This is a genomic window from Paenibacillus sp. OAE614 (assembly GCF_040546645.1).
Lineage (GTDB): Bacteria > Bacillota > Bacilli > Paenibacillales > Paenibacillaceae > Paenibacillus_AQ > Paenibacillus_AQ favisporus.
Genome location: NZ_JBEPOD010000001.1, coordinates 166,265 through 185,217, shown reverse-complemented (window position 1 = coordinate 185,217; position 18,953 = coordinate 166,265). Strand labels below are relative to the sequence as shown.

Sequence of the window (18,953 nt, the reverse complement as noted above, 5' to 3'; positions counted from 1 at the left end):
CATGCTAAGGTTCGAATATCATAGTTTTTTACTAAGATGACCGCAGTTCAATCAACTCGGCCCCCTCCTTTCTCTCTGATCAAAGCTTACCGGGCAATGAAGCGTCACACGTCCGCAAAAAAAACGGCCCTTCCGGCCGGCTTAACATCCACTGATTGTGTTCGGTACGTCCCTTTGCTTCATTCCCGATGATATAATCTTACACCCCGGATTCGAAAACGCTGACGGCAGTTCGGACGGTTATCGGCGGAAAATAGTACGAATATATGTTCGTATTTTTGTATCCTTTTTATTCCAAATAGTGGTTAGGATCAGCACTTCTGCGGCCGATTCATCCCCTGAAACTCCCGCTCTCCATTAGATAAAAAAAGCCGAAGACCTCTCCGGTCCCCGGCTTGTCCCGCTTATGAGCAGGCTTTATTTGGAATTGCATGCTTTGGCTTTTTGAAGCTCGGATAACGTCAGCAGCCCGCGGTCTGCAAACGCCAGCGCCATTTTATAGAAGGCTCGCGTTCGTATTTTCGTGTACGTGTCCTTACTAACCGGCGGGTCGAGTACGTAATTGTAGACTTTATAGTCGAAAACGTCATCTTCCTTCATATACCGTTCGCGGATCAGTGTCTGTTCCCGTTCGCCCAGCCGTTCCACGATCGACTCGATCATCCGGCAGTATGCCTGGCGGGCCGCAGGCGCGTCTACATTGTAGACGGCGACCTGCGCCGTCTGGTCCGAGGTCACGTTGGTCGGTCCGTGAAACCGTTCGGTATAAGAGGAGGTAACGCTCGCTTCCCTGACTTCAAACGTAATCGTTTTATAGATCCGGTATTTCTCCAAAATCGCTTCAACGGCGGCCTGGGTCTTGCGGCGGTCCAGCTGCGGCAGCATTTGATCCATATTCAAACACGCTCCTTCATGGATGTTCACCTAAAAAAACTGTGGCTTGTTCGCATTTTTGTTCGTATAATGATGTTAACATACCACTTTTTGGGTATCCCGTAAAACCCGGAAATCTCGGCTTAACCACCATTTCGCTCCGGATTCCTTTTTCTTTCATGCCATTTGGTAACTATAACATCATTTCTCTTTACCTTTTGGCAACATTGGATTATAGTAACGGATAGAAATAGATCAACGTCATAGAGGGAGTGGCTAAACCGTGGAAAAAGAATTCGGAGCCGTGCTTAAGCGGCTGCGCGAGCAGAAGGGCATGACGATCAACCAGCTTGCCGAGGCATCGGGCATCAGCAATTCGCAAATTTCCCGCATGGAGAACGGGATACGGGGCGTGCCCAAACCGCCGACCATCCGGAAGCTCGCGGACGCGCTGGAAGTTCCTTACGGCGAACTGATGAGTGCAGCAGGGTTTTGGGATGCAGACGGAGCTCCCAAAGGATTGCGGGATGAAGCGCCGGCATGGGCGACCTATAAGGACAAGCGGGATTTCAAGAAAATGCTCGAGGAAGACGGAGAGCTGATGTTCGACGGAATTCCGTTGGATGCCGAGGACAAGCAGCGCATCAAGGATGTCCTCACCGGGCTGTTCTGGGAAGCGAAGCAGATGAATAAGCGGAAGAAGAAGGAGCCAGGCTCTCCGGACAGCCCCTCTTCTTCGTGATGGGTGGGACGAACAATCCACAACTTGCAGGTGAATCCTATGGATGAAATGATTCGAAAGCTAATCCGAAAATATAAGACCAGCTGCCCTTTCGAACTTTCCCGGTCCCTTGGCATTCATATCCGCTACCTGGATCTCGGCAAATCCACCAAGGGACTCTATTACCGGAAACTGAGACGGCGGTTCATTGTGATTCACAGCGAGCTGTCCCCCGAGTGGCAGCGGTTTGTCTGCGCGCATGAGCTCGGCCATGACCGGCTCCATAAGGGGATCAACCGTTTTTTTCTGGAGGAGCATTCCTACTTTGCCCCCGGCAAGCTGGAGCGCCAGGCCAACCGGTTTGCCGTCGGCCTTCTGTCCGCGGGAAACGCGATACTGCAGGGCGAAACGGCCGAAACCTACTGCAAGCGTGTCGGCATTCCGCCGGAAATGCACACTTATATTCAACCTTAGGCCAATAAATGATTCATAAGTCTTATTTCACCATTCCGATAGTTTATTAGAATAATAGGGAAGGAAAATTTATCTAATACGATTTAGGAGGTTATGAGATTCATGATCACAAGGAAATGGTTCACCTCCCTTCTGTTCAGCGCGGTGCTGATGGCTGGTTCGGCCCAGGCGGCAGCGGCGGCAGAGGGTACGACCGGGAACACCCCGGAGCCATCCGCCCCGTCCGGCAAGCATATTACGATTCTACACACGAATGATATGCACAGCCGTGCGGTGGAAGCATCCCCTGAAATGGGATTTGCCAAGGTCACAGGAATCTTTAACCAATACCGCAGCAAAAATCTGGATACGCTCGTTCTTGATGCGGGTGATGCCGTACACGGTACGCCATTTGCCACGCTCGTTCAAGGCGAGAGCATCGTGAAGGTCATGAACGAAATGGGTTATGACGCCATGGTTCCGGGCAATCACGAATTCAATTACGGCTGGAAGCATCTCGTAGAACTCTCCAAGGAGTTGAAGTTCCCGATGCTGAGCGCGAACGTCATCCAGTCTGACGGCACTACCCTCTTCAAGCCTTACATAATCAAGGAAGTCGACGGCGTCAAGTTCGGCATTATCGGCCTCAGCACGCCGGAGACCGCATATAAGACAAACCCGACCAACGTCACCGGGCTGAAGTTCGCCAATCCATCAGCCGAAGCCAAGAAATGGGTAAACGAAATCCGCGGACAGGTCGACGTCGTTGTCGTAGTTGGCCACCTCGGTCAGGACAAATCGAGTGTCGACACCAGCCTTAAGGTCGTCAAGGAAGTGCCCGGTATTGACATTTTCATCGACGGACACAGCCATACGGTTCTGGAAAACGGCCTGATGGCCGACAACAACACGCTGATCGCCAGCGCCGGCGAATACACGAAATATGTCGGCGTCGTCGATCTGTGGGTCGACAACCATAAAGTGGTGAAGAAAGAAGCCACGCTGATCGATGAGAAGGAAGCGGCCGATATCAAGGCCGACCCGAAGGTCGCCGATCTGGTCGCTTCCATCCAGAAGGAGCAGGAACCGATTCTGAAGGAAAAAGTCGGCGAAACGCCTGTGAAGCTGGAGGGTTCCCGTGAGAAAGCGCGCACCGGCGAAACTAACCTCGGTGACCTGCTAGCCGATGCGATGCGCGATGTGAGCCAATCGGATGTGGCCATCACGAACGGCGGAGGCATCCGCGCGTCGATCGAAGCCGGCACCATCACCAAAGGCGACATCGTTACGGTTTTGCCATTCGGCAACCAAATCGTGCAGCTGAAGGTTAAAGGCTCTGATATTAAGGCGGCCCTCGAGAACGGCGTATCCGACTATCCGCAGTCCAAGGGAGGCTTCTCCCAGGTTTCCGGGGTGACGTTTAAGATTGATACGTCCAAGCCGAAAGGAAGCCGTGTACACTCCGTGAAGATCGGCGATAAAGCGCTCGATCCGGACGCCACGTATTCGCTCGCGACCAATGACTTTATGGCTGTCGGCGGTGACGAATACACGATGTTCACGAAGTATCCGCAAGCTGGCATGTACGGCGCCCTGGACGAAGCCCTGATCAACTATATCCAGCAGGGCAAGCCGATTCCGGATGGACCGGCCGGTCGGATTACCGAAGGCCCTGCCCCTGCGGCAACGACAGCGCCGACACCGTCCGAACCTGCGCCAACGCCGGCCAAACCGGAAACGTCGGCGCCTTCGAAGCCGGCAGCGCCAGCCAAGCCGCAGCCTGAAGTCAAACCGGCCCCTGCTCCAGCCGCGAAGGTCTATATCGTCAAGAAAGGCGACACGCTGTACAGCATCTCGCTGAAATACGACACGACCTGGCAGACGCTGCGCGACCTGAATCATATCAAGAACGCCAACCGGATTTATCCCGGCCAGCAAATCAAGCTGCCTGCGTAACCTTGACGGCAACCCTAAGGAAGCTGCGAAACTCGGGAATGAAGCCCAGCATCCGGCTTCAATGCACCATCTATCAAAATACAAAATCCCCTTGCCATAACGGGCAAGGGGATTTTTTCAATGATCCTATTCCATAAGATATACCAGCTTGAATTACAGCATCTGCTCCTTAATATGCGTCTCCGCAAACTTCGGAGGATTGAACCAATCGCCGCTCTGCGCCCATGTCGGATCCAGCGGCACCCACTTGTTCTTTTCAGGCAAATACACTTCATTCCAGGCATGCGGTCCATATCCGCCCTGGCCGTCATAGCCTTGGCCGGTGACCACCTTCACCTGCAAGCCCTGGGACCGGGCCATCACTGCATACAGTCTGGCATAATCGATGCAGACACCCTTCTTCGTGTTGAACGTATCCTGCGGCGTCTGTTCATGCCAGATCCCTCGCTGCTCGTAATCATCGACCTTGCCGTAATCGTACTGCACCCGGGTGCCGACCCAGTCGTACAATTTACGCGCCTTTTCCTCGTCGGTATCCGCGCCCTTGACGATCTCGGCGGCGGCCGCCTCGATATCCGAAGGAATCGCGTGGTCGATCACCTCGTATTTGCGCTGCATGATGCCGTTCAGCTCTTTTTCGACAGCTTTCGTGAATACCGGAAGCTTGTCTTTTACCAAGTGACCCGACAACGGCTCGATGACCCGCTGCGCCCCTTCTTTATAGATCGGCGACGCCTCCACGTATTGGGTAAACGAGGTGTGCGGATACAGCGATACGTACACGAACAGCAGCGCAACGACGACGATACACCGTCCTGCCCCGATCAAGAGGCCGATGCACGCACCGGCCAGACGGCTCAGCAGCGAAGCGGAGGACTTCCCGCCCGGGTTAAAGAGCGCGCTGCTCCCGCCGAAGATCAGCACCGTCAACCAACGGATCAAGAAACGGATGATGCTGTAGCTCACGATAAAGATGACGGCGAACCGCATCAGCGGAAAATCGGCCATCGCCGTAATGAACGTATAGTAAATCTGCTCCCACATTTTCAAATCCCGGTTCGGGAGCTGGCTGGCATAATCGGCGAGCCATTCCTGAACTCTGGGTGACACCCACAAGGTAAAAGGTACTGCGAGCACCAGCCCAAGCAGAATAAAGACGCTTTCCCTCAGCAGGGACAGCAGCCTTCCCGCAGAGCGGGACGCACCCCGGCTCCAGCCCTGAAGCAGGGACACCAGCAGGATCAGCAGCAGCAGGATGCTGATGATGTTAAATTCCTTAAGACTTTCTATCCATGATTGCAGCATAAGATGACCCCCTCCACGTTGGTGCATGGATTAAGTCCTTTATTTTCCATTTGAACCGCCCGCCTGGCTCTGGGATTCAGAGATAAACGATTTGACCGTGTCGTTGATCTTCCACTGCCCGAGGGGCACGCCGCGGAACGTGACATCCACTTTGTCGCTTCCCTTGGTTCCCTTCATTTCCAGGTTCGGCGTCGTGATCGTAAACGTTCCGTCCCCGTTGTCTGCATACTTGGCATCCTTGGCTTCCTTCATCATGACATCCATAGCCTCGTTCTTCAGCGTATCTACGGTCTCGTCCTTCACCGTCGTTACGACCTGATTGATCTGCTCCAGGGAAATGCCGCTGTATACGACAAGCGCCAGCACGATGATGATGACGAGCGCCCATTTGACCATCGTCTTGACCAGATTCAGGACGATAAACAGCACGACAAGGGCAATCACGATCACCAGCCAGTTTTGCTGCAGAAAATCGGACCATACCTGCATATCCATTTCAAAAACACACTCCTATCGACCTGAAGGGCTTAAGCCACCCTATCAAGTGATTTAGAAACTTCCATTCGATTATACATGATCCGGACATCGGCTGTCAGCCAGCCCTTAGACGGGGCTTTCCGTCGTTCCCGGGGCGTAGGTGCCTCCAATATCAAGAAATCCGTAACCTGCAAAGCTATCGATTTGCCCGTCCCAAAAAAGAGGGTCTAAGCCGCCAAGTAGAAACGTACACGTAGATTGATGAACGAATGGTTGTCTCATCCGCGGGTCAACCCGTTCCACCGAACGTACAGATGATGAATCTGCGAAAAGGAGCTGCTCACGTGAAAACTGCTATTTGGCTGTACATGTTTTTGTTTCTCGCCTTCTTCGACCTTCACGCCCAGTACCCCATACTCACGCCATTCGCGGTCTCCTTGGGAGCAGCGCCGGTCTTTATCGGGTGGATGATGGGCATTTACGCACTCACCCATTTGCCCGGCAATTTGATTGCAGGTACGGTCATCGACAAGCACGGCAGCCGGCGCTATATCATTTTCAGCCTCGTCTCGGCCGGCATCGTCCTCCTGCTGCAGGCGCATGTGCAGTACCCTTGGCAGCTGCTGGTCCTGCGGTCGATCAGCGGCTTTGTGCTAGCCTTCTTGTCGCCGGCCTGCCTTGCCCTGCTCGCTTCCCTGTCCAAAAACGAGGTGACCCAGGGCAAATATATGTCCGGTCATGGCGTAGTGCATACCCTGGCCTCGGTCGTGTCGCCGGCTGCGGGTGCCTTTATCGTGGCACATACCGGTTATTCGACAACGTTCCAGGGTCTCGGGTGGCTGCTGATTGCAACTGGCGTCATGGCGGTCTTCAGCGTCCCGAAACCGGTCAAGGCGATGACGGATGCCCGTGGCGGTAATGAAGAAGCTGCATTGTCGTCTCCTGCCCCCAGCGTATCCTGGCGCTATTTTATCCTCCCCTTTGTCGTTTCCTGTTCCCAAGGGATCCTGTTCTTCGAGCTGCCATTGCGCGATACCGGGGTGGAAGGCATTAAATCGACCGGCATCCTGTTTTCCGTCCTGAGCATCGGCGCCCTGGTTACGCTGAGCATGCTGTTTATCAATCGTTACTCTCCCTATAAAAGGGTCATCGCAGGCGTTCTATTGATGGCTCTTTGCTTCTTTGGCATGGCCGCGTTTCCTCATGTGCCGCTGGTCGTTATCCTGTTTATTCTCGGTTCGGCAAAAGGCATCATCTTCCCTGGACTTGCCTCCATGTTTATTCAGCTCAGCGGCGGCAGCAAGCTGGGAAGGATCTTTTCGCTCCAGTCCATCGCCATGTCCATCGGCTCCTTCATTGGTCCGATCGCCGCAGGCCAGCTGAGAGGATCCGTGTCCCCGTACTACATCGCTTTTGTCCTCCTCATGGCGGGGACTGATGATGATCCCCATCAACCGCAAGGGATCTGCGCTTCATCCCCATATGAACGAGAATCCAGTGTAGTCATAAGCCTAAAAATCAAGAGATAGGCCCCTGCACAATAATTCCTGCACTCACCCACATAAGATGGATTGTGTTAACCGACCAGGCAAGAAAGAGGGGTGATCTCGATGGGTTTGTATTCTCACTGCGGCTGTGGTCCTGTAGTAGCACCGGTGGCCGCACCTGCAACCAAGGTAGCTCCCGTAGCGGCAGCTCCGTGTGTGCCTTACAGTAACGTAGGCGTCGTACTGGTACTGTTTATCCTGCTTGTCATCATTTTGCGTGCATTCTGGTGCTAGAACGGCGATCTTCCCATATTAAACGGTCTGTCTACCCTGCTGGACAGATCGTTTTACTTTTTTTTGCATGGCTTGCCGAAAACAAGCTACACTAGAATTACCCGGACCTAAGCTTCAACATTTCCCGGGGAATTTCGAGACAAACATCCTTCTCTTAGTCCGAGGTGAGCCATCATGCCGATCTATATTATTGTCGAGGGAAAAAACGACCGCAGTAAGGTCCGCCGCCTGCTGGATCCCGAAATTCAAATTGTGTGCACGTACGGAACGTTAAACACGACAAGGCTCGAGTCTTTGCGCAAAGAAATTAAGGACAGCGAGGTTTATCTGTTTATGGACAACGACAGCTCCGGTAAAAGGATTCGCGGCGTTCTCCGGGATGCCTTCCCGGATGCAGGCCACATCTACACAAGACGGGGATACCGGGGCGTTGAGGGCACGCCGGATGAATATATCATTTCCCAGCTGGAAAAAGCAGGGCTTGAGGAATTTATCGTTTATCCCGATTCCTACACCGTATGGTCCAAAGATTAACGCAAAATAGCCCACGAAGTGGAGCTTATGCTTCGATGCCGATTCCAGATCCTTTGCGGGGAGCCCGATACAAGGAAACTACTCCGCAAACGCTAAAGTTGGTACTTTCTTATCTCTCACAAAAAAAAGGCGCCTACCCATCCGGAGCATGCCGGGGATCGTGGCGCCTTCCTGTTTGATTATTCCTTGGCCAACGCCTCAACGTCCTTGGCAAGGGATTCTGCCGTAACTTCATCCGTATTGTTGGCGTTATACAGCTTGCGTACCTGATTGTCCCGGTCGACAAGGGCGATAATGTTGGCATGGGAGAAGTTGTCCTTGTTGTCTCCCATAATGGCGATTTTGAACGACTTTTCGGCCAGATCGCGGATCTGCTGATCTTCGCCTCTCAGGAAGTACCAGCCGTTGTAATCGACATTAAACTTGTCCCCGAACTCTTTGATCTTCTCCCGGGTATCTACCTTCGGATCGAAGGAGATCGAGACGAACTCGGCGTCTTTGCCGAAGGTTCCGTCCTTGACGAGCTGCTTCTGCGTCTGCGACAGCATGAAGGTCGTTACCGGGCATACGTCCGGGCAGCTGGTGTAGAAGAAGTAGAACAATCTGACCTTGCCTTTGGTATCGTCCAGGCTTACCGTTTTGCCATCCACATTTTCAAACGAAAAATCCCCGACCTGGCTGATGACCGGAAGCTTCTCTTTGCCGAATCCCATGGCGTTATATACCAGGTACCCTGCTCCAATCACGATCACCACCAGCAAAATCCATGTCCATTTGTAGCGCTTCAACATCGAATTCGTTCCCCTCTCCCTAATCACGATTCCTGCTGTCCCTTATGCCGGCGGACATCTTGATGCCGCCCTGCCTCCCCAGGACTACAGGCAGTAGTTTGTTATGTAACACCGACGCGGACCATCCGCCCTGACGGCCGGGTGACCCGCTTGTGCCCGGGTGAACAGGCTTTCATTTCTTCCTTTTAAAAGAATCCCATGATTCCATGGGATTCTGGGTAAGAACTTAGTGAGTTGTGTTCAAAATCATGGCGATCAAGCTCAAGGTCAAGTAATTTATTGAGAAGAAGAACGTTTTCTTAGCCCATGCTTCATCGTCTTTGGCGGTAAATCCCTTCATGCCATAATACAGCCAGATCAGGGACAGCAAGAGCGAAATGATCATGAAGTAAATGCCCACATAGCCGTATGCATACATTAATACCGGTACCGGAACCAGCAATACCAGGTAAGGAATACATTGAATCTTGGTACGCTTAACGCCTTTGACGACCGGCAGCAGCGGGAATCCCGCCACTCTGTATTCTTCGACACGCCGGATGGCGAGAGCCCAGAAGTGAGGCGGCTGCCACAAGAACAGCATCGCAAACAGCAGAACAGCGCCCATATCTACCGTACCCGTTACGGCAACATAACCGATTACCGGCGGCATAGCCCCGGAAATCGCGCCGACGGAAGTACTCCAGGTGGACGTCCGTTTCAGCCACATCGTATAAACGACTCCATAGACGAACATACCGATAACTCCGAAGATGCCGGCCATAACCCCTGAAAAAATAAAAAGGTCAGCGAGTCCCAGCACACCTAGAATAAAGGCATACCAGAGTACAACTGCTGGCTTTATGCGGCCGGCCGGAAGCGTACGTTTACGCGTCCGTTCCATCTTCATATCCAGTTCACGATCATAATAATTGTTATAGACACAGGCGGAAGCCATGACCAGCATGGTTCCTAGTAGAGTCAGAATCATCTTGCCTATATGAATATCCCATTGGGATGCGACCCAGAAACCTGCAAATGCAGCAATTAAGTTCGACCGGAGAATACCGGGTTTAGTTAATGTGATAAAATCTTTCCAAGTTGCCGATGGATTGGGTGGCGTTTGATTGATGGAAAGCGCTGCGGAATCCGAAGGAGCTTGGTAAGTCAAGTGATTATCCACGCCTTAAGATCCTCCTTAGTTCTGTCATTATGGAGGAACTTGCCCTCCGCTATAAAGTTTATCATATCAAAAGGTAAAAGTGTTTGACAATCCTCTCCAAAATCATTCACCATTTTGACAATTTAGTGACACGTATTAGCGACACGTAATAGTATGGTCAAACACTAATAAATTCATCCAATATTGGGTAGTAACTATATTGAGGCATTCTGCCGGAAAGGAAATCAGCTTCCGGGTTTGTTACAATAGAATAAAGAACAACAAGAAGGAGACATGGTAAATGGATACTGCCACACATTTTGTGATTGGACTCAGCCTGGCCGGTCTCGCCTACGTCGATCCGGCGGTTGCCGCGAGTCCCACGCTTGCCGCCGCGGTGCTGCTGGGCACTGTCATCGGTTCGCAGGCCCCGGATTTCGACGGCCTGCTGCGGTTCAAGAGCAATGCCCTCTATGTTAAGAATCACCGGGGAATTACTCATTCCCTGCCGTTTCTCGTCATCTGGACCGCTCTGATCAGCGGAATCCTGTCCCTTCTGTTCAGCGGTGTCCCATCCGGGCATATCGTGCTCTGGACCGGCATCGCTGTCTGTCTGCACGTGTTCAGCGATCTGTTCAACACGTACGGAACCCAGGCCTTCAGGCCCGTGACGGAAAAGTGGATTTCGTGGAACATCATTCATATTTTTGACCCATTTATTTTCACGCTGCACGCCCTGGCCGTTCTGCTCTGGAGTACGGGAGCGGTACATCCTGCACCTCTGTTCACTGTCGTATATATCCTGACGGTGTTTTATTATATTTGGCGGACCGGCGCCCATTCGATGCGCACCCGGGAAGTGATGCGGCTGGATGAGAGCCGTAAGCCGGGAGAACGTTACTTCGTCATTCCGACCATTTCCTATAATAAGTGGCATGTCGTCAAGTCCCGTCCGGACGGCAGCTATCAGATCGGCGTACTGAACGGCCATACCCTCGAATGGAGAAAGCATGCCGTCACCGAGTCCCATCCGGCGGTCGAGCATTCGCGGAAGCATCCCGATGTGGAAGCCTTCCTGTACTTCTCCTCCTTCGCGGTGGCCGAAGTCGAGCCGCTGCCCTGGGGCTATGTGGTCCGCTGGGCAGATGTGCGCTACCGGCACCGGAGACAGTATCCGTTCGTCGCTGTGCTCGTCATGGATAAAAATTATCAGCCGATAAATACTTACGTTGGCTGGCTGAGCTCCAAAAAAATGAACAAGCGGCTCTCCATCAATTCAGGCTGAGTGCCGCGGGGATGCATAATAAAAAGGGATCTGCGGAAAAATTCCGCAGATCCCTTTTTTACCGTAACTCCTTTTATCCTTCCGTCGTAATGTTTTTCAGCCGCCCCGCCGTTCGGGAGACAGCCTGCCTCTTGACGGATGCTGCCGGATAAGAGAGAATCACGGTAGTTGCAAGACAAAGACCGAAGCACCTGTCGGCGCTCCGGACCCGAAATACTTTCCTGTATGGAACTATCTGCCTTGGCCGGAAAGTTGCTGCTCAGCCAATTGAACCAGACGTTTCGTAATGTATCCCCCGAGAGAACCGGTTTCACGGGAAGTGTAGTTGCCCATGTATCCGTCTTGCGGCATTTGAACGCCGAGCTCCTGAGCCGCTTCCATTTTCAGTTGCTGCAGTGCAGCGTTCGCTTGAGGTACCACCAGATTGTTGGAACGAGATCTAGCCATAATAAGAGTCTCCCTTCAATTCTGCGTCTTATTGAAATGCAAGCTTGCAAGCTTAGTATGGCTCGCAGCGACACAGTTATACAAGAAAGTTTCTATATATGAAATGGAGGTTTTTGCCAATGAGTAAAGGCTTGTCTTTATGGTTTGCTGCCTCGTCCATCCTGCTTCTGATGGCATGCGCCGTCTCCATCAGCTATAACGGCTGGGTAGCCGTGCTGCTCGGCATTCTCGCAATTCTCAATATCGGCTGGGGCTTTGTGGTCAAAGCCCGCAAGAACCGGCTTCAGCAGCCTGATCACCGGTAAAGCTGCTAGCATCGCTGCCGCCGGGGAAGTTATTTCTTGGCCGGGAGAAATCCCATTCTTTCTTTGACTTCGGCCACGGTGCGGGATGCCTTCTCCATGGCTTTTTCTGCGCCCTGCGCCAAAATATCATGAATTTGACCGGACTTGCGGATTTCGTCATATTTTTGCTGCAGCGGCTCGAGCGTCGCTACGATGACTTCTCCCAGGTCCTTTTTAAATCCGCCATACATTTGACCTTCGTATTTATCTTGAATTTCCTGCAGCGACATGCCGGAGCATTGCGAGTAAATACTCATCAAATTGCTGATTTCCGGTTTTTCATCCGGTGCGTAGCGGATTTCTTTTCCCGAATCGGTCGTGGCCCGGCTGATCTTTTTGCGGATGACATCCGGCGGATCCAAGAGGGCGATATAGCTTCCCGGGTTCGGATTGCTTTTGCTCATTTTTTTCGAAGCGTCGTCCAGCGACATAATCCGCGCGCCCACTTCGGGGATGTACGGTTCCGGAATGGTAAAATAGTCGCCGAAGCGGTGATTAAAACGTCCCGCCAGGTCGCGGGCCAGCTCCAAGTGCTGCTTCTGGTCTTCGCCTACGGGAACCAGATCCGCATTGTACACCAGAATGTCTGCCGCCATCAGCGCGGGATAGACAAACAATCCGGCGCCTACGGAGTCCTTGCCGGCCGATTTGTCTTTAAACTGGGTCATACGCTCGAGTTCGCCCATCGAGGTGAGCGTCGTCAGCAGCCATCCCAGCTCGGCATGCGGCGGAACATGCGATTGCATATACACATTCGCCTTGTTTGGATCAATGCCCGCTGCAATGAACAAGGCGGCTACCGCCTCGGACTGCTCCCGAAGCGCCTCGGGTTCCTGGGGTACCGTAATCGCGTGAAGATCGACGACCATAAAATTGCACTGATAGTCGTTCTGCAGTTTTACAAAATTTTTCATGGCTCCGATATAGTTGCCGAGCGTCAGTTTGCCGCTGGGTTGAATGCCGGAAAGTACGGTTTTCATCAAACAATCCCTCCAACTTTAAAAATGGTAAAAACAAAAAAGGCCCCACGCCCGCAAGGGACGTGAGACCGTGGTGCCACCCTTATTTGCTGCAAGCCGCCCATGTGGAAGCGACAACTGTCAGCCTTTCTGCTTCCGTAACGTGGAATCGCCGGCCGGTCTACGCAGGAAGTCATGGTTGCTTCCGTTCAACGCGGCACTCAAGGGTCCATTCGGCAAAATCGGCTCCACCGGTTCGCATCAACCACCGGCTTTCTGAAGGTTACGCCGTCTTTGCTTACTTGTCCCTGTCATCGTGTTTACATAATCATTGAAAGCCTTTTGCAATGCCTATGATAAAGCTCAGATCGTCGAATTGTCAAACCCCTTTTTTTACGAAACGCCATCAAATCTGTTATGATATGGGTTAGATATTTGAAGGCTAAATGAATTTAGAGGAAAAAGGAGCAACGATATGAAACAAGTGACCAAAGGGCAATGGAACGGATACGATACCTATATCCTGCATAGCCGTGAGCTTGAAGTCACACTGCTGCCATCGCTTGGAAACAATGTCATTTCCATTTTGGACCATACCCTAAATCGGCAGGTCGTTCGGAGACCTGATGACAACGATCTGGAGTTCTACCTGCAAAAACCTTACCATTTTGGCATGCCGATGCTGATTCCCCCGGGACGGATCCGCGGCGGCCATTTTGAATACGAAGGCAGATCGTATCAGTTCGACCGGAATACCGCCGGAGACAACCATATTCACGGTCTCCACCGGACGCAGTCCTGGAGAGTCAGCGATATCGAAGAAGACGAAGAAGGCTGTGCAGTGACCTCGGAGTTCCTGACCTCAGACGATCCACACTGGATGGAGCAGTTTCCCGCACCGCTGAAACTGGAAATGACGCTTCGCCTTCAAGGGTCCAAACTGACCCAACACTTAAAGGTTACCCACCTGGGGGACCATCCGATACCTTTCGGCATCGGTTTTCATACATGGTTTTTGCTTGACGGGCAGCCGGGAGAGTGGACGCTTACCCTGCCTGTAAGCGCGGAATATGCGCTGGATAAGGATTTAATTACGACCGGCGAGCTCCTTCCGCTTGGACCGCTCGATCAGCTCAATCAAGGACTCAATCTGGCCGGGACCAACTTCGACACGCCGCTCCGGATCGGGGAAGGACAGCCTGCGGAAGCCCTGCTGATGCGCAGTGACGGGTACGGACTGAAGTATTCTGCGGATCCGAAGTACTATAAGCATTGGGTCCTCTATACGAAAGGCGAAGCGGACGAGTTTTTGTGCATCGAGCCATATACCTGGCTGCCGGATGCGCCCAATCTTGCCGCGGGACCGGACCTGACGGGACTGATCCGGATCGAGCCGAAGGCATCGATCGAGATGGACCTGACGCTGGACATGGTCTATCCTTCTGAAGACCATTAAGCCGACTCCTTAGAAACAGGCATAGGAAAACGCGGATTTTCAAATTTACAAATAACAGGGCTGCATGCTGCTTGAAGCGTGCGGCCCTTTTTGCGTTATCCTCTATTTACCAATTTATATCTCCATTCTTGCTGCATGTTTTCAAATCTTTCGCACCATAATAACTCCATAAAGTTCAAAGGAGGTGACAAACATGGGTATGGGTCAAGGTCAAAACCAAGGACGCGGAAGCCGCTCGAACAACCTGGTGGTTCCACAAGCTAACGCTGCTCTTCAACAACTGAAACTTGAAGCTGCACAAGAGCTTGGCGTTCAAATGCCACAAGACGGATACATGGGCAACTACACTTCCCGTGAGACTGGTTCTTTGGGAGGTTACATCACGAAACGTCTGGTACAACTGGCAGAGCAGCAATTATCGGGTCGTTCCGGCCAATAATCTGCATTTGTATACGTTGATATCATGATGAGCCGGGCCCGGCGCGAGCCGTCCCCGCCTACAAAAGGCAGCCTCTGGATTATTCCAAGGGCTGCCTTTTTCTAATTATAGAATTAATAAAATTTTCAGCGGAGCTAACCATTCGAAAACGCAATAAAAACTTCCGCTAAGCCTGGTCTGTCTTCTGTGCTAATCAAACTATTCGGATATTCATGGATAAAGTCATACTACAAAAGCAAGAAGGGATGATAAAAATAAGTCCACGACGAACTACGACAATTCTGTTACTGTTTCAGGATATGTATGTCTCGGATACCGGATCATCAGGTTAGCCATGTTATAGTTGGATTCCAAGATGGCATCCACCGCAATGAGCCCCTGCCGGATCGTAAATTCGTAGCTGATTTCACCGTGAGTCCAGTGGCGCTTGTATTTTAAACTTTCTAAAGCCATGAGACGAAAAGACGAGTACTGTACTGGAGTCAGTCCGGAATCCTGGGAATGAATTTCCCCGTTCCGTCCTTCCAGCGGATGATGCCGGATACCAAATTTACCAATGACATTATTTCGTATTTGCACAAACACCGTGCCGGATGATAGTCCTGACAGCTCTTCTTCCAGTTCCTTAAACACTAAATCCAATTGCCTTGCCAAAGATAACTGCTCGGTTTTGATCATCTTTTTCCCCCTCTCCAAAATTCGCCAAAACTCATAGGGCTTATGACTCATTATAAGACAGCATGTGGTATCATACAACAACATCAAACATAATTGGGTAATAATTCCTATTATTTTCGTTAAAGCAATTTTATTTTCGGCAACAAATCGCTATATTTCTGGTTATTTTGACAAAATGCGATTTCCCCAGGAACACTCCAAGATTAACACGAAAAACCACGAATCAACTCCAATGAACGCTATCCCAAATCCATTTCGATGATCCCATCACCCTAAAAACATTCGGCTTAAAGAGACTATCCCGGGCTAACGCGAAACCTGAAAAGAAAAAAAGCCCGGGGGCATTTGAGCTCCCCCAAGCTGGCACTACTCCCTGTTCTCATCGACAGACACCCTTAGTGCTTCGGGTCCGGTCGGAACCCGGCTCCCGCCCTTAGGTTCCAGACTGATCACAATTTGGTCCGGGTCCATGGTCCCGTATCCGTAATAATAACCTTTACCCTCGGCCATATCCGTCATCAGCATTCCCATACTGACCGACCGCTGCTCATGCTGCAGCCATACCTGGTAGGCCTTTTCCTCCGGTGGCTGAAGGCCTTCGATCACGATCAGCATCTCACCCGAATGCCGGTCGATCCACACGCCTCCCGATCCGTGGAGCGGCGGAAGCGGCGGAATCCGGTACTGATCGTAATTGGCCGACTGCATAACAGCGATTTTGGATGTAAAGGCTTGATCGATAGAATCTGCGGACGGCATCTCCCGATGCTTGAAGGAGAACAGCCCGGCAACGACGCAGCCCGCAACAACCGCTGCCGCTGCGGCAGGTACAAGGTAACGCCGCCGGCGGACAAATCCTTTTTCCAGGGAACGGAGCCGGGCCAGAAGCCGCATTTTGCGGCCCAGACGGGCGGACGGGCTAGGAGCTGCGGAAGAGGCCGCGAGCGGGCCAGCTACGGCGCTGGAGGCCTGCCAATCCGCCTCTGATGCGGTTTTCTCTTCGGTATCCACAGCCCGTATCGGCGACTCGGGCAGCGGCGTGCTCAACGCTGCAGCGGTTGGCTGACCTTCCAAAGCCGAGGCTGGCTCGCTCATTACCGAGCCGACCAGCTCAACGGATTGCATCACCGTCTCCCACTCGGCAAGGCGCTCCCTGCAGTGGGGACAAGCGGCGGCATGCTCCTCGACGCAGAGACGCTCCTGCTCTTCCAGCTGTTTCATCGCGTAATCGACCAGTTTTTCCTCGGGCAGCTCCGCACAGCCTTCAGGATTATTGCTCCCATTTTCCCGAATGGACAACCGCATGCGGTTCACCTCCTTCGCCGGCCTGGCTAACCTGGCCCTGCTCCAGTCTGCTGCGCAAATTCCGGATGCCGTAGCGGATCAGCGACTTCACGGTTCCGACCGGCTTCTGCATCTTCTCAGCCAGCTCGCGGTGCGTCAGCTCCATCATATAGCTCCCGTAGAGCGCCATTCGCTGCATGGGCGGGATGCTGCGCAGCGCCGCCCTCACCTGCTCCTGATCCAGATGCCGGAAGGCTTCGAGCTCCGCCGATTCCAACGTCCGCTGCCAGCGCATAACGGCCGACTCTTCCTGCGTCCGCTGCAGGGCGGCCATCCGCTGCTTTTGCCGGAGGCGGTCCATGGCCCTGCTTCGGACACGAACCGCCAGCCACGCTTCCACGCTGCCCCTTTCGGGATCGTAGTGCGCCGCTTTTTCCATCACTTCGATAAAAATTTCCTGACAGACATCTTCCGCTTCCACCCGGTCCTTCATCCAGTATTCCGCAAGCCGGTAAACCATCGGAGCAAATGCATCATAGAACCGGTCGAAAGCCGGAGCCGAGCCCTCTGCAATTTCCTTCAACCACGCTTCAGGACGGTCCTGCATGATGGAGTATCCCCCCTTACTCTCTTCATTCCCTTGATCCGGCCCGCCCCCTGCACCCAAGGTCCCGAAGAGAGCGCTGGCCGCCATTTTTACAGCAACATTCTAGCAAAAGAATTTCGCGTTCGGACTCCCCTCTTCCGTGATTTTATCCCTTTTTAAGCAAATTTTTATCTTCTTTTAATCTTCCGGTAAATCCGGTGGTGCCTCTTCATTCGTATTCCAGATGATCACCAACACACTTGAGGAGGGTTCTGTTTCATGACACGTTTCTTGAGGATCATCACACATGCCGGCCTGGCGCTGATGCTCTGCATCGGCTTCCTGATCGCCAGCACGGGAAGTCCGGTTCATGCAGCCGGAGGTCTGACGCTGTACACTACCTACACTTCCATTTCCGTGCCTCCCGGAGAATCGCTGAATTACAGCGTGGAGCTGAAAAACAACTCCGGCAGCGTCATTACAGCCCCGATATCCGTTACCGGTCTGCCCGAAGGCTGGACGGCCAAAATTTCCGGCGGCGGCTGGGACCTGAACGAAATTTCGGTCATGCCGGATTCATCGCAAACGATCTCCCTGGACGTGACGGTTCCAATGCAAATCGACAAGGGAACCTATCGCTTTACGCTGTCGGCGGGCAGCCTCGCGTCTCTGCCACTTTCGGTCAACATCACGGAAAAGGGCACGTATCAAACCGAACTGACGACCGATCAGGCCAACCTGGAGGGGCACTCCGACGCGACCTTTACCTATTCGGTGAACCTGTCCAACCGCACCGCCGAAAAGCAGACGTATGCGTTAACCGCCCAGGCTGAGAAGGGATGGGACGTAACATTTACGGCAGACAGCAAACAGGTCTCTTCCGTCGAAGTGGACCCGGGGGCTGACAAATCCATTACCGTTGATGTAAAGCCGGCTGAAAACGTGACGCAGGGTACTTTTAAAATACCGATCCGCGCTTCCAACCAGACAACGAATTCCGAGCTGGAGCTCGAAGCCGTCATTACCGGCAAGTACAGCATGGAACTGACGACGCCAAGCGGATTGTTAAGCACCGACATTAAGGCAGGCGGAGATAAAACCGTAGAGCTTCTGGTCAAAAATACCGGTACCGCCGACCTGACCAACATTAACTTCACCTCCACGGCGCCAACCAACTGGGAAGTCAGCTTTAATCCCAAAACGGTCGATAAGCTCGCCGCCGGCAAGTCCACCACGGTGGAAGCCAAATTGACCGCAAGCGACAAAGCCATCGCCGGGGACTATGTGACCGATATTACCGCCCAGGCTGCGGAATCTTCATCCAACGCCTCTTTCCGGGTCGCTGTCAAAGGCTCCGTCCTGTGGGGCTGGATCGGCGTGCTGATCATCCTGGTCATTTTGGGCGGCATCTATGTACTCATTCGTAAATACGGGAGGAGATAA

The 18,953-nt window shown here is 52.7% G+C and carries 21 protein-coding genes; 11 read left to right on the top strand and 10 right to left on the bottom strand.

Going from position 1 to position 18,953, the window contains the following annotated elements; translation table 11 throughout:
• Positions 1–417 precede the first annotated feature (417 nt).
• The gene (locus tag ABIE48_RS00990; protein WP_192716235.1) at positions 418–894 is read right to left on the bottom strand and encodes an ArpU family phage packaging/lysis transcriptional regulator; all 477 of its coding nucleotides are present in this window, start codon (positions 892–894) and stop codon (positions 418–420) included.
• Between the two features lie 262 nt (positions 895–1,156).
• Between ABIE48_RS00990 and ABIE48_RS00985 the strand changes: the two genes are divergently transcribed.
• From ABIE48_RS00985 to ABIE48_RS00975, 3 genes are all read left to right on the top strand, one after another.
• Positions 1,157–1,615 (top strand): helix-turn-helix domain-containing protein, encoded by a 459-nt coding sequence (locus tag ABIE48_RS00985; RefSeq protein WP_192716234.1) that lies wholly within the window; start codon positions 1,157–1,159, stop codon positions 1,613–1,615.
• Between the two features lie 39 nt (positions 1,616–1,654).
• Entirely contained in the window at positions 1,655–2,068 is a 414-nt protein-coding gene (locus ABIE48_RS00980) for an ImmA/IrrE family metallo-endopeptidase (protein WP_192716233.1), read from the top strand.
• Between the two features lie 102 nt (positions 2,069–2,170).
• Positions 2,171–4,003 carry a 5'-nucleotidase C-terminal domain-containing protein gene (locus ABIE48_RS00975; RefSeq protein WP_192716232.1) on the top strand — a complete coding sequence of 611 codons (1,833 nt, stop codon included), beginning with the start codon at positions 2,171–2,173 and terminating at the stop codon, positions 4,001–4,003.
• 153 nt (positions 4,004–4,156) lie between these two features.
• On the opposite strand, the gene ABIE48_RS00970 is transcribed toward ABIE48_RS00975, so the two are convergent.
• Together ABIE48_RS00970 and ABIE48_RS00965 are read right to left on the bottom strand one after the other, a co-directional pair.
• Positions 4,157–5,308 (bottom strand): transglutaminase domain-containing protein, encoded by a 1,152-nt coding sequence (locus ABIE48_RS00970; RefSeq protein ID WP_089549894.1) that lies wholly within the window; start codon positions 5,306–5,308, stop codon positions 4,157–4,159.
• Between the two features lie 39 nt (positions 5,309–5,347).
• Complete coding sequence (locus ABIE48_RS00965) at positions 5,348–5,803, bottom strand: hypothetical protein (RefSeq protein ID WP_076175110.1); 456 nt, start codon at positions 5,801–5,803, stop codon at positions 5,348–5,350.
• A 326-nt stretch (positions 5,804–6,129) separates the two neighbouring features.
• Here ABIE48_RS00965 and ABIE48_RS00960 point away from each other — a divergent pair, with 326 nt between their 5' ends.
• The 3 genes from ABIE48_RS00960 (at position 6,130) to ABIE48_RS00950 (ending at position 8,100) form a co-directional block, all read left to right on the top strand.
• Positions 6,130–7,314 carry an MFS transporter gene (locus tag ABIE48_RS00960; RefSeq protein ID WP_354518121.1) on the top strand — a complete coding sequence of 395 codons (1,185 nt, stop codon included), beginning with the start codon at positions 6,130–6,132 and terminating at the stop codon, positions 7,312–7,314.
• Positions 7,315–7,395: 81 nt separating this feature from the next.
• Positions 7,396–7,566, top strand: a complete 171-nt coding sequence (locus ABIE48_RS00955) for a hypothetical protein (RefSeq protein ID WP_163882325.1) — start codon at positions 7,396–7,398, stop codon at positions 7,564–7,566.
• 174 nt (positions 7,567–7,740) lie between these two features.
• Entirely contained in the window at positions 7,741–8,100 is a 360-nt protein-coding gene (locus tag ABIE48_RS00950; RefSeq protein WP_076175114.1) for a toprim domain-containing protein, read from the top strand.
• A 179-nt stretch (positions 8,101–8,279) separates the two neighbouring features.
• Here the strand turns inward: ABIE48_RS00950 and ABIE48_RS00945 are convergent, their stop codons facing one another.
• Entirely contained in the window at positions 8,280–8,891 is a 612-nt protein-coding gene (locus ABIE48_RS00945; RefSeq protein WP_076175116.1) for an SCO family protein, read from the bottom strand.
• A 226-nt stretch (positions 8,892–9,117) separates the two neighbouring features.
• The gene (gene cyoE, locus ABIE48_RS00940; protein WP_116231830.1) at positions 9,118–10,053 is read right to left on the bottom strand and encodes a heme o synthase; all 936 of its coding nucleotides are present in this window, start codon (positions 10,051–10,053) and stop codon (positions 9,118–9,120) included.
• Positions 10,054–10,333: 280 nt separating this feature from the next.
• Here cyoE and ABIE48_RS00935 point away from each other — a divergent pair, with 280 nt between their 5' ends.
• Positions 10,334–11,317 carry a metal-dependent hydrolase gene (locus ABIE48_RS00935; RefSeq protein WP_192716231.1) on the top strand — a complete coding sequence of 328 codons (984 nt, stop codon included), beginning with the start codon at positions 10,334–10,336 and terminating at the stop codon, positions 11,315–11,317.
• Between the two features lie 231 nt (positions 11,318–11,548).
• Here ABIE48_RS00935 and ABIE48_RS00930 read toward each other — a convergent pair whose 3' ends face one another.
• Complete coding sequence (locus tag ABIE48_RS00930; RefSeq protein WP_076175122.1) at positions 11,549–11,764, bottom strand: alpha/beta-type small acid-soluble spore protein; 216 nt, start codon at positions 11,762–11,764, stop codon at positions 11,549–11,551.
• Between the two features lie 119 nt (positions 11,765–11,883).
• On the opposite strand from ABIE48_RS00930, the gene ABIE48_RS00925 reads away from it, so the two are divergent.
• The gene (locus ABIE48_RS00925; protein WP_089549890.1) at positions 11,884–12,069 is read left to right on the top strand and encodes a hypothetical protein; all 186 of its coding nucleotides are present in this window, start codon (positions 11,884–11,886) and stop codon (positions 12,067–12,069) included.
• A gap of 29 nt (positions 12,070–12,098) precedes the next feature.
• Here the strand turns inward: ABIE48_RS00925 and trpS are convergent, their stop codons facing one another.
• Positions 12,099–13,088 (bottom strand): tryptophan--tRNA ligase, encoded by a 990-nt coding sequence (gene trpS / locus ABIE48_RS00920; protein ID WP_145026224.1) that lies wholly within the window; start codon positions 13,086–13,088, stop codon positions 12,099–12,101.
• 454 nt (positions 13,089–13,542) lie between these two features.
• On the opposite strand from trpS, the gene ABIE48_RS00915 reads away from it, so the two are divergent.
• Both ABIE48_RS00915 and ABIE48_RS00910 read left to right on the top strand, forming a co-directional pair.
• A complete protein-coding gene (locus ABIE48_RS00915; protein WP_192716230.1) occupies positions 13,543–14,523 on the top strand; it encodes an aldose 1-epimerase in 981 nt (326 codons plus the stop codon).
• 199 nt (positions 14,524–14,722) lie between these two features.
• The gene (locus ABIE48_RS00910; RefSeq protein WP_076175232.1) at positions 14,723–14,962 is read left to right on the top strand and encodes an alpha/beta-type small acid-soluble spore protein; all 240 of its coding nucleotides are present in this window, start codon (positions 14,723–14,725) and stop codon (positions 14,960–14,962) included.
• 270 nt (positions 14,963–15,232) lie between these two features.
• Here ABIE48_RS00910 and ABIE48_RS00905 read toward each other — a convergent pair whose 3' ends face one another.
• The 3 genes from ABIE48_RS00905 to ABIE48_RS00895 all read right to left on the bottom strand — a co-directional run bounded on the left by ABIE48_RS00905 (position 15,233) and on the right by ABIE48_RS00895 (position 17,531).
• Positions 15,233–15,640, bottom strand: a complete 408-nt coding sequence (locus ABIE48_RS00905; RefSeq protein ID WP_076175130.1) for an O-methyltransferase — start codon at positions 15,638–15,640, stop codon at positions 15,233–15,235.
• Between the two features lie 366 nt (positions 15,641–16,006).
• On the bottom strand, positions 16,007–16,945 hold the full coding sequence (locus tag ABIE48_RS00900) for an anti-sigma factor (protein WP_192716229.1): 939 nt from the start codon (positions 16,943–16,945) through the stop codon (positions 16,007–16,009).
• Complete coding sequence (locus tag ABIE48_RS00895) at positions 16,911–17,531, bottom strand: RNA polymerase sigma factor (RefSeq protein WP_192716228.1); 621 nt, start codon at positions 17,529–17,531, stop codon at positions 16,911–16,913. The genes ABIE48_RS00900 and ABIE48_RS00895 overlap by 35 nt, the downstream gene beginning before the upstream one ends.
• 258 nt (positions 17,532–17,789) lie before the next feature.
• Between ABIE48_RS00895 and ABIE48_RS00890 the strand changes: the two genes are divergently transcribed.
• Positions 17,790–18,953, top strand: a complete 1,164-nt coding sequence (locus ABIE48_RS00890; protein WP_192716227.1) for a COG1470 family protein — start codon at positions 17,790–17,792, stop codon at positions 18,951–18,953.

Coding starts and splice junctions, on each gene's coding strand:
- ABIE48_RS00990 (WP_192716235.1), bottom strand. CDS start 894: ATGGATCAAATGCTGCCGCAGCTGGACCGCCGCAAGACCCAGGCCGCC.
- ABIE48_RS00980 (WP_192716233.1), top strand. CDS start 1,655: ATGGATGAAATGATTCGAAAGCTAATCCGAAAATATAAGACCAGCTGC.
- ABIE48_RS00975 (WP_192716232.1), top strand. CDS start 2,171: ATGATCACAAGGAAATGGTTCACCTCCCTTCTGTTCAGCGCGGTGCTG.
- ABIE48_RS00970 (WP_089549894.1), bottom strand. CDS start 5,308: ATGCTGCAATCATGGATAGAAAGTCTTAAGGAATTTAACATCATCAGC.
- ABIE48_RS00965 (WP_076175110.1), bottom strand. CDS start 5,803: ATGGATATGCAGGTATGGTCCGATTTTCTGCAGCAAAACTGGCTGGTG.
- ABIE48_RS00955 (WP_163882325.1), top strand. CDS start 7,396: ATGGGTTTGTATTCTCACTGCGGCTGTGGTCCTGTAGTAGCACCGGTG.
- ABIE48_RS00950 (WP_076175114.1), top strand. CDS start 7,741: ATGCCGATCTATATTATTGTCGAGGGAAAAAACGACCGCAGTAAGGTC.
- ABIE48_RS00945 (WP_076175116.1), bottom strand. CDS start 8,891: ATGTTGAAGCGCTACAAATGGACATGGATTTTGCTGGTGGTGATCGTG.
- ABIE48_RS00935 (WP_192716231.1), top strand. CDS start 10,334: ATGGATACTGCCACACATTTTGTGATTGGACTCAGCCTGGCCGGTCTC.
- ABIE48_RS00930 (WP_076175122.1), bottom strand. CDS start 11,764: ATGGCTAGATCTCGTTCCAACAATCTGGTGGTACCTCAAGCGAACGCT.
- ABIE48_RS00925 (WP_089549890.1), top strand. CDS start 11,884: ATGAGTAAAGGCTTGTCTTTATGGTTTGCTGCCTCGTCCATCCTGCTT.
- trpS (WP_145026224.1), bottom strand. CDS start 13,088: ATGAAAACCGTACTTTCCGGCATTCAACCCAGCGGCAAACTGACGCTC.
- ABIE48_RS00915 (WP_192716230.1), top strand. CDS start 13,543: ATGAAACAAGTGACCAAAGGGCAATGGAACGGATACGATACCTATATC.
- ABIE48_RS00910 (WP_076175232.1), top strand. CDS start 14,723: ATGGGTCAAGGTCAAAACCAAGGACGCGGAAGCCGCTCGAACAACCTG.
- ABIE48_RS00905 (WP_076175130.1), bottom strand. CDS start 15,640: ATGATCAAAACCGAGCAGTTATCTTTGGCAAGGCAATTGGATTTAGTG.
- ABIE48_RS00900 (WP_192716229.1), bottom strand. CDS start 16,945: ATGCGGTTGTCCATTCGGGAAAATGGGAGCAATAATCCTGAAGGCTGT.
- ABIE48_RS00895 (WP_192716228.1), bottom strand. CDS start 17,531: ATGCAGGACCGTCCTGAAGCGTGGTTGAAGGAAATTGCAGAGGGCTCG.
- ABIE48_RS00890 (WP_192716227.1), top strand. CDS start 17,790: ATGACACGTTTCTTGAGGATCATCACACATGCCGGCCTGGCGCTGATG.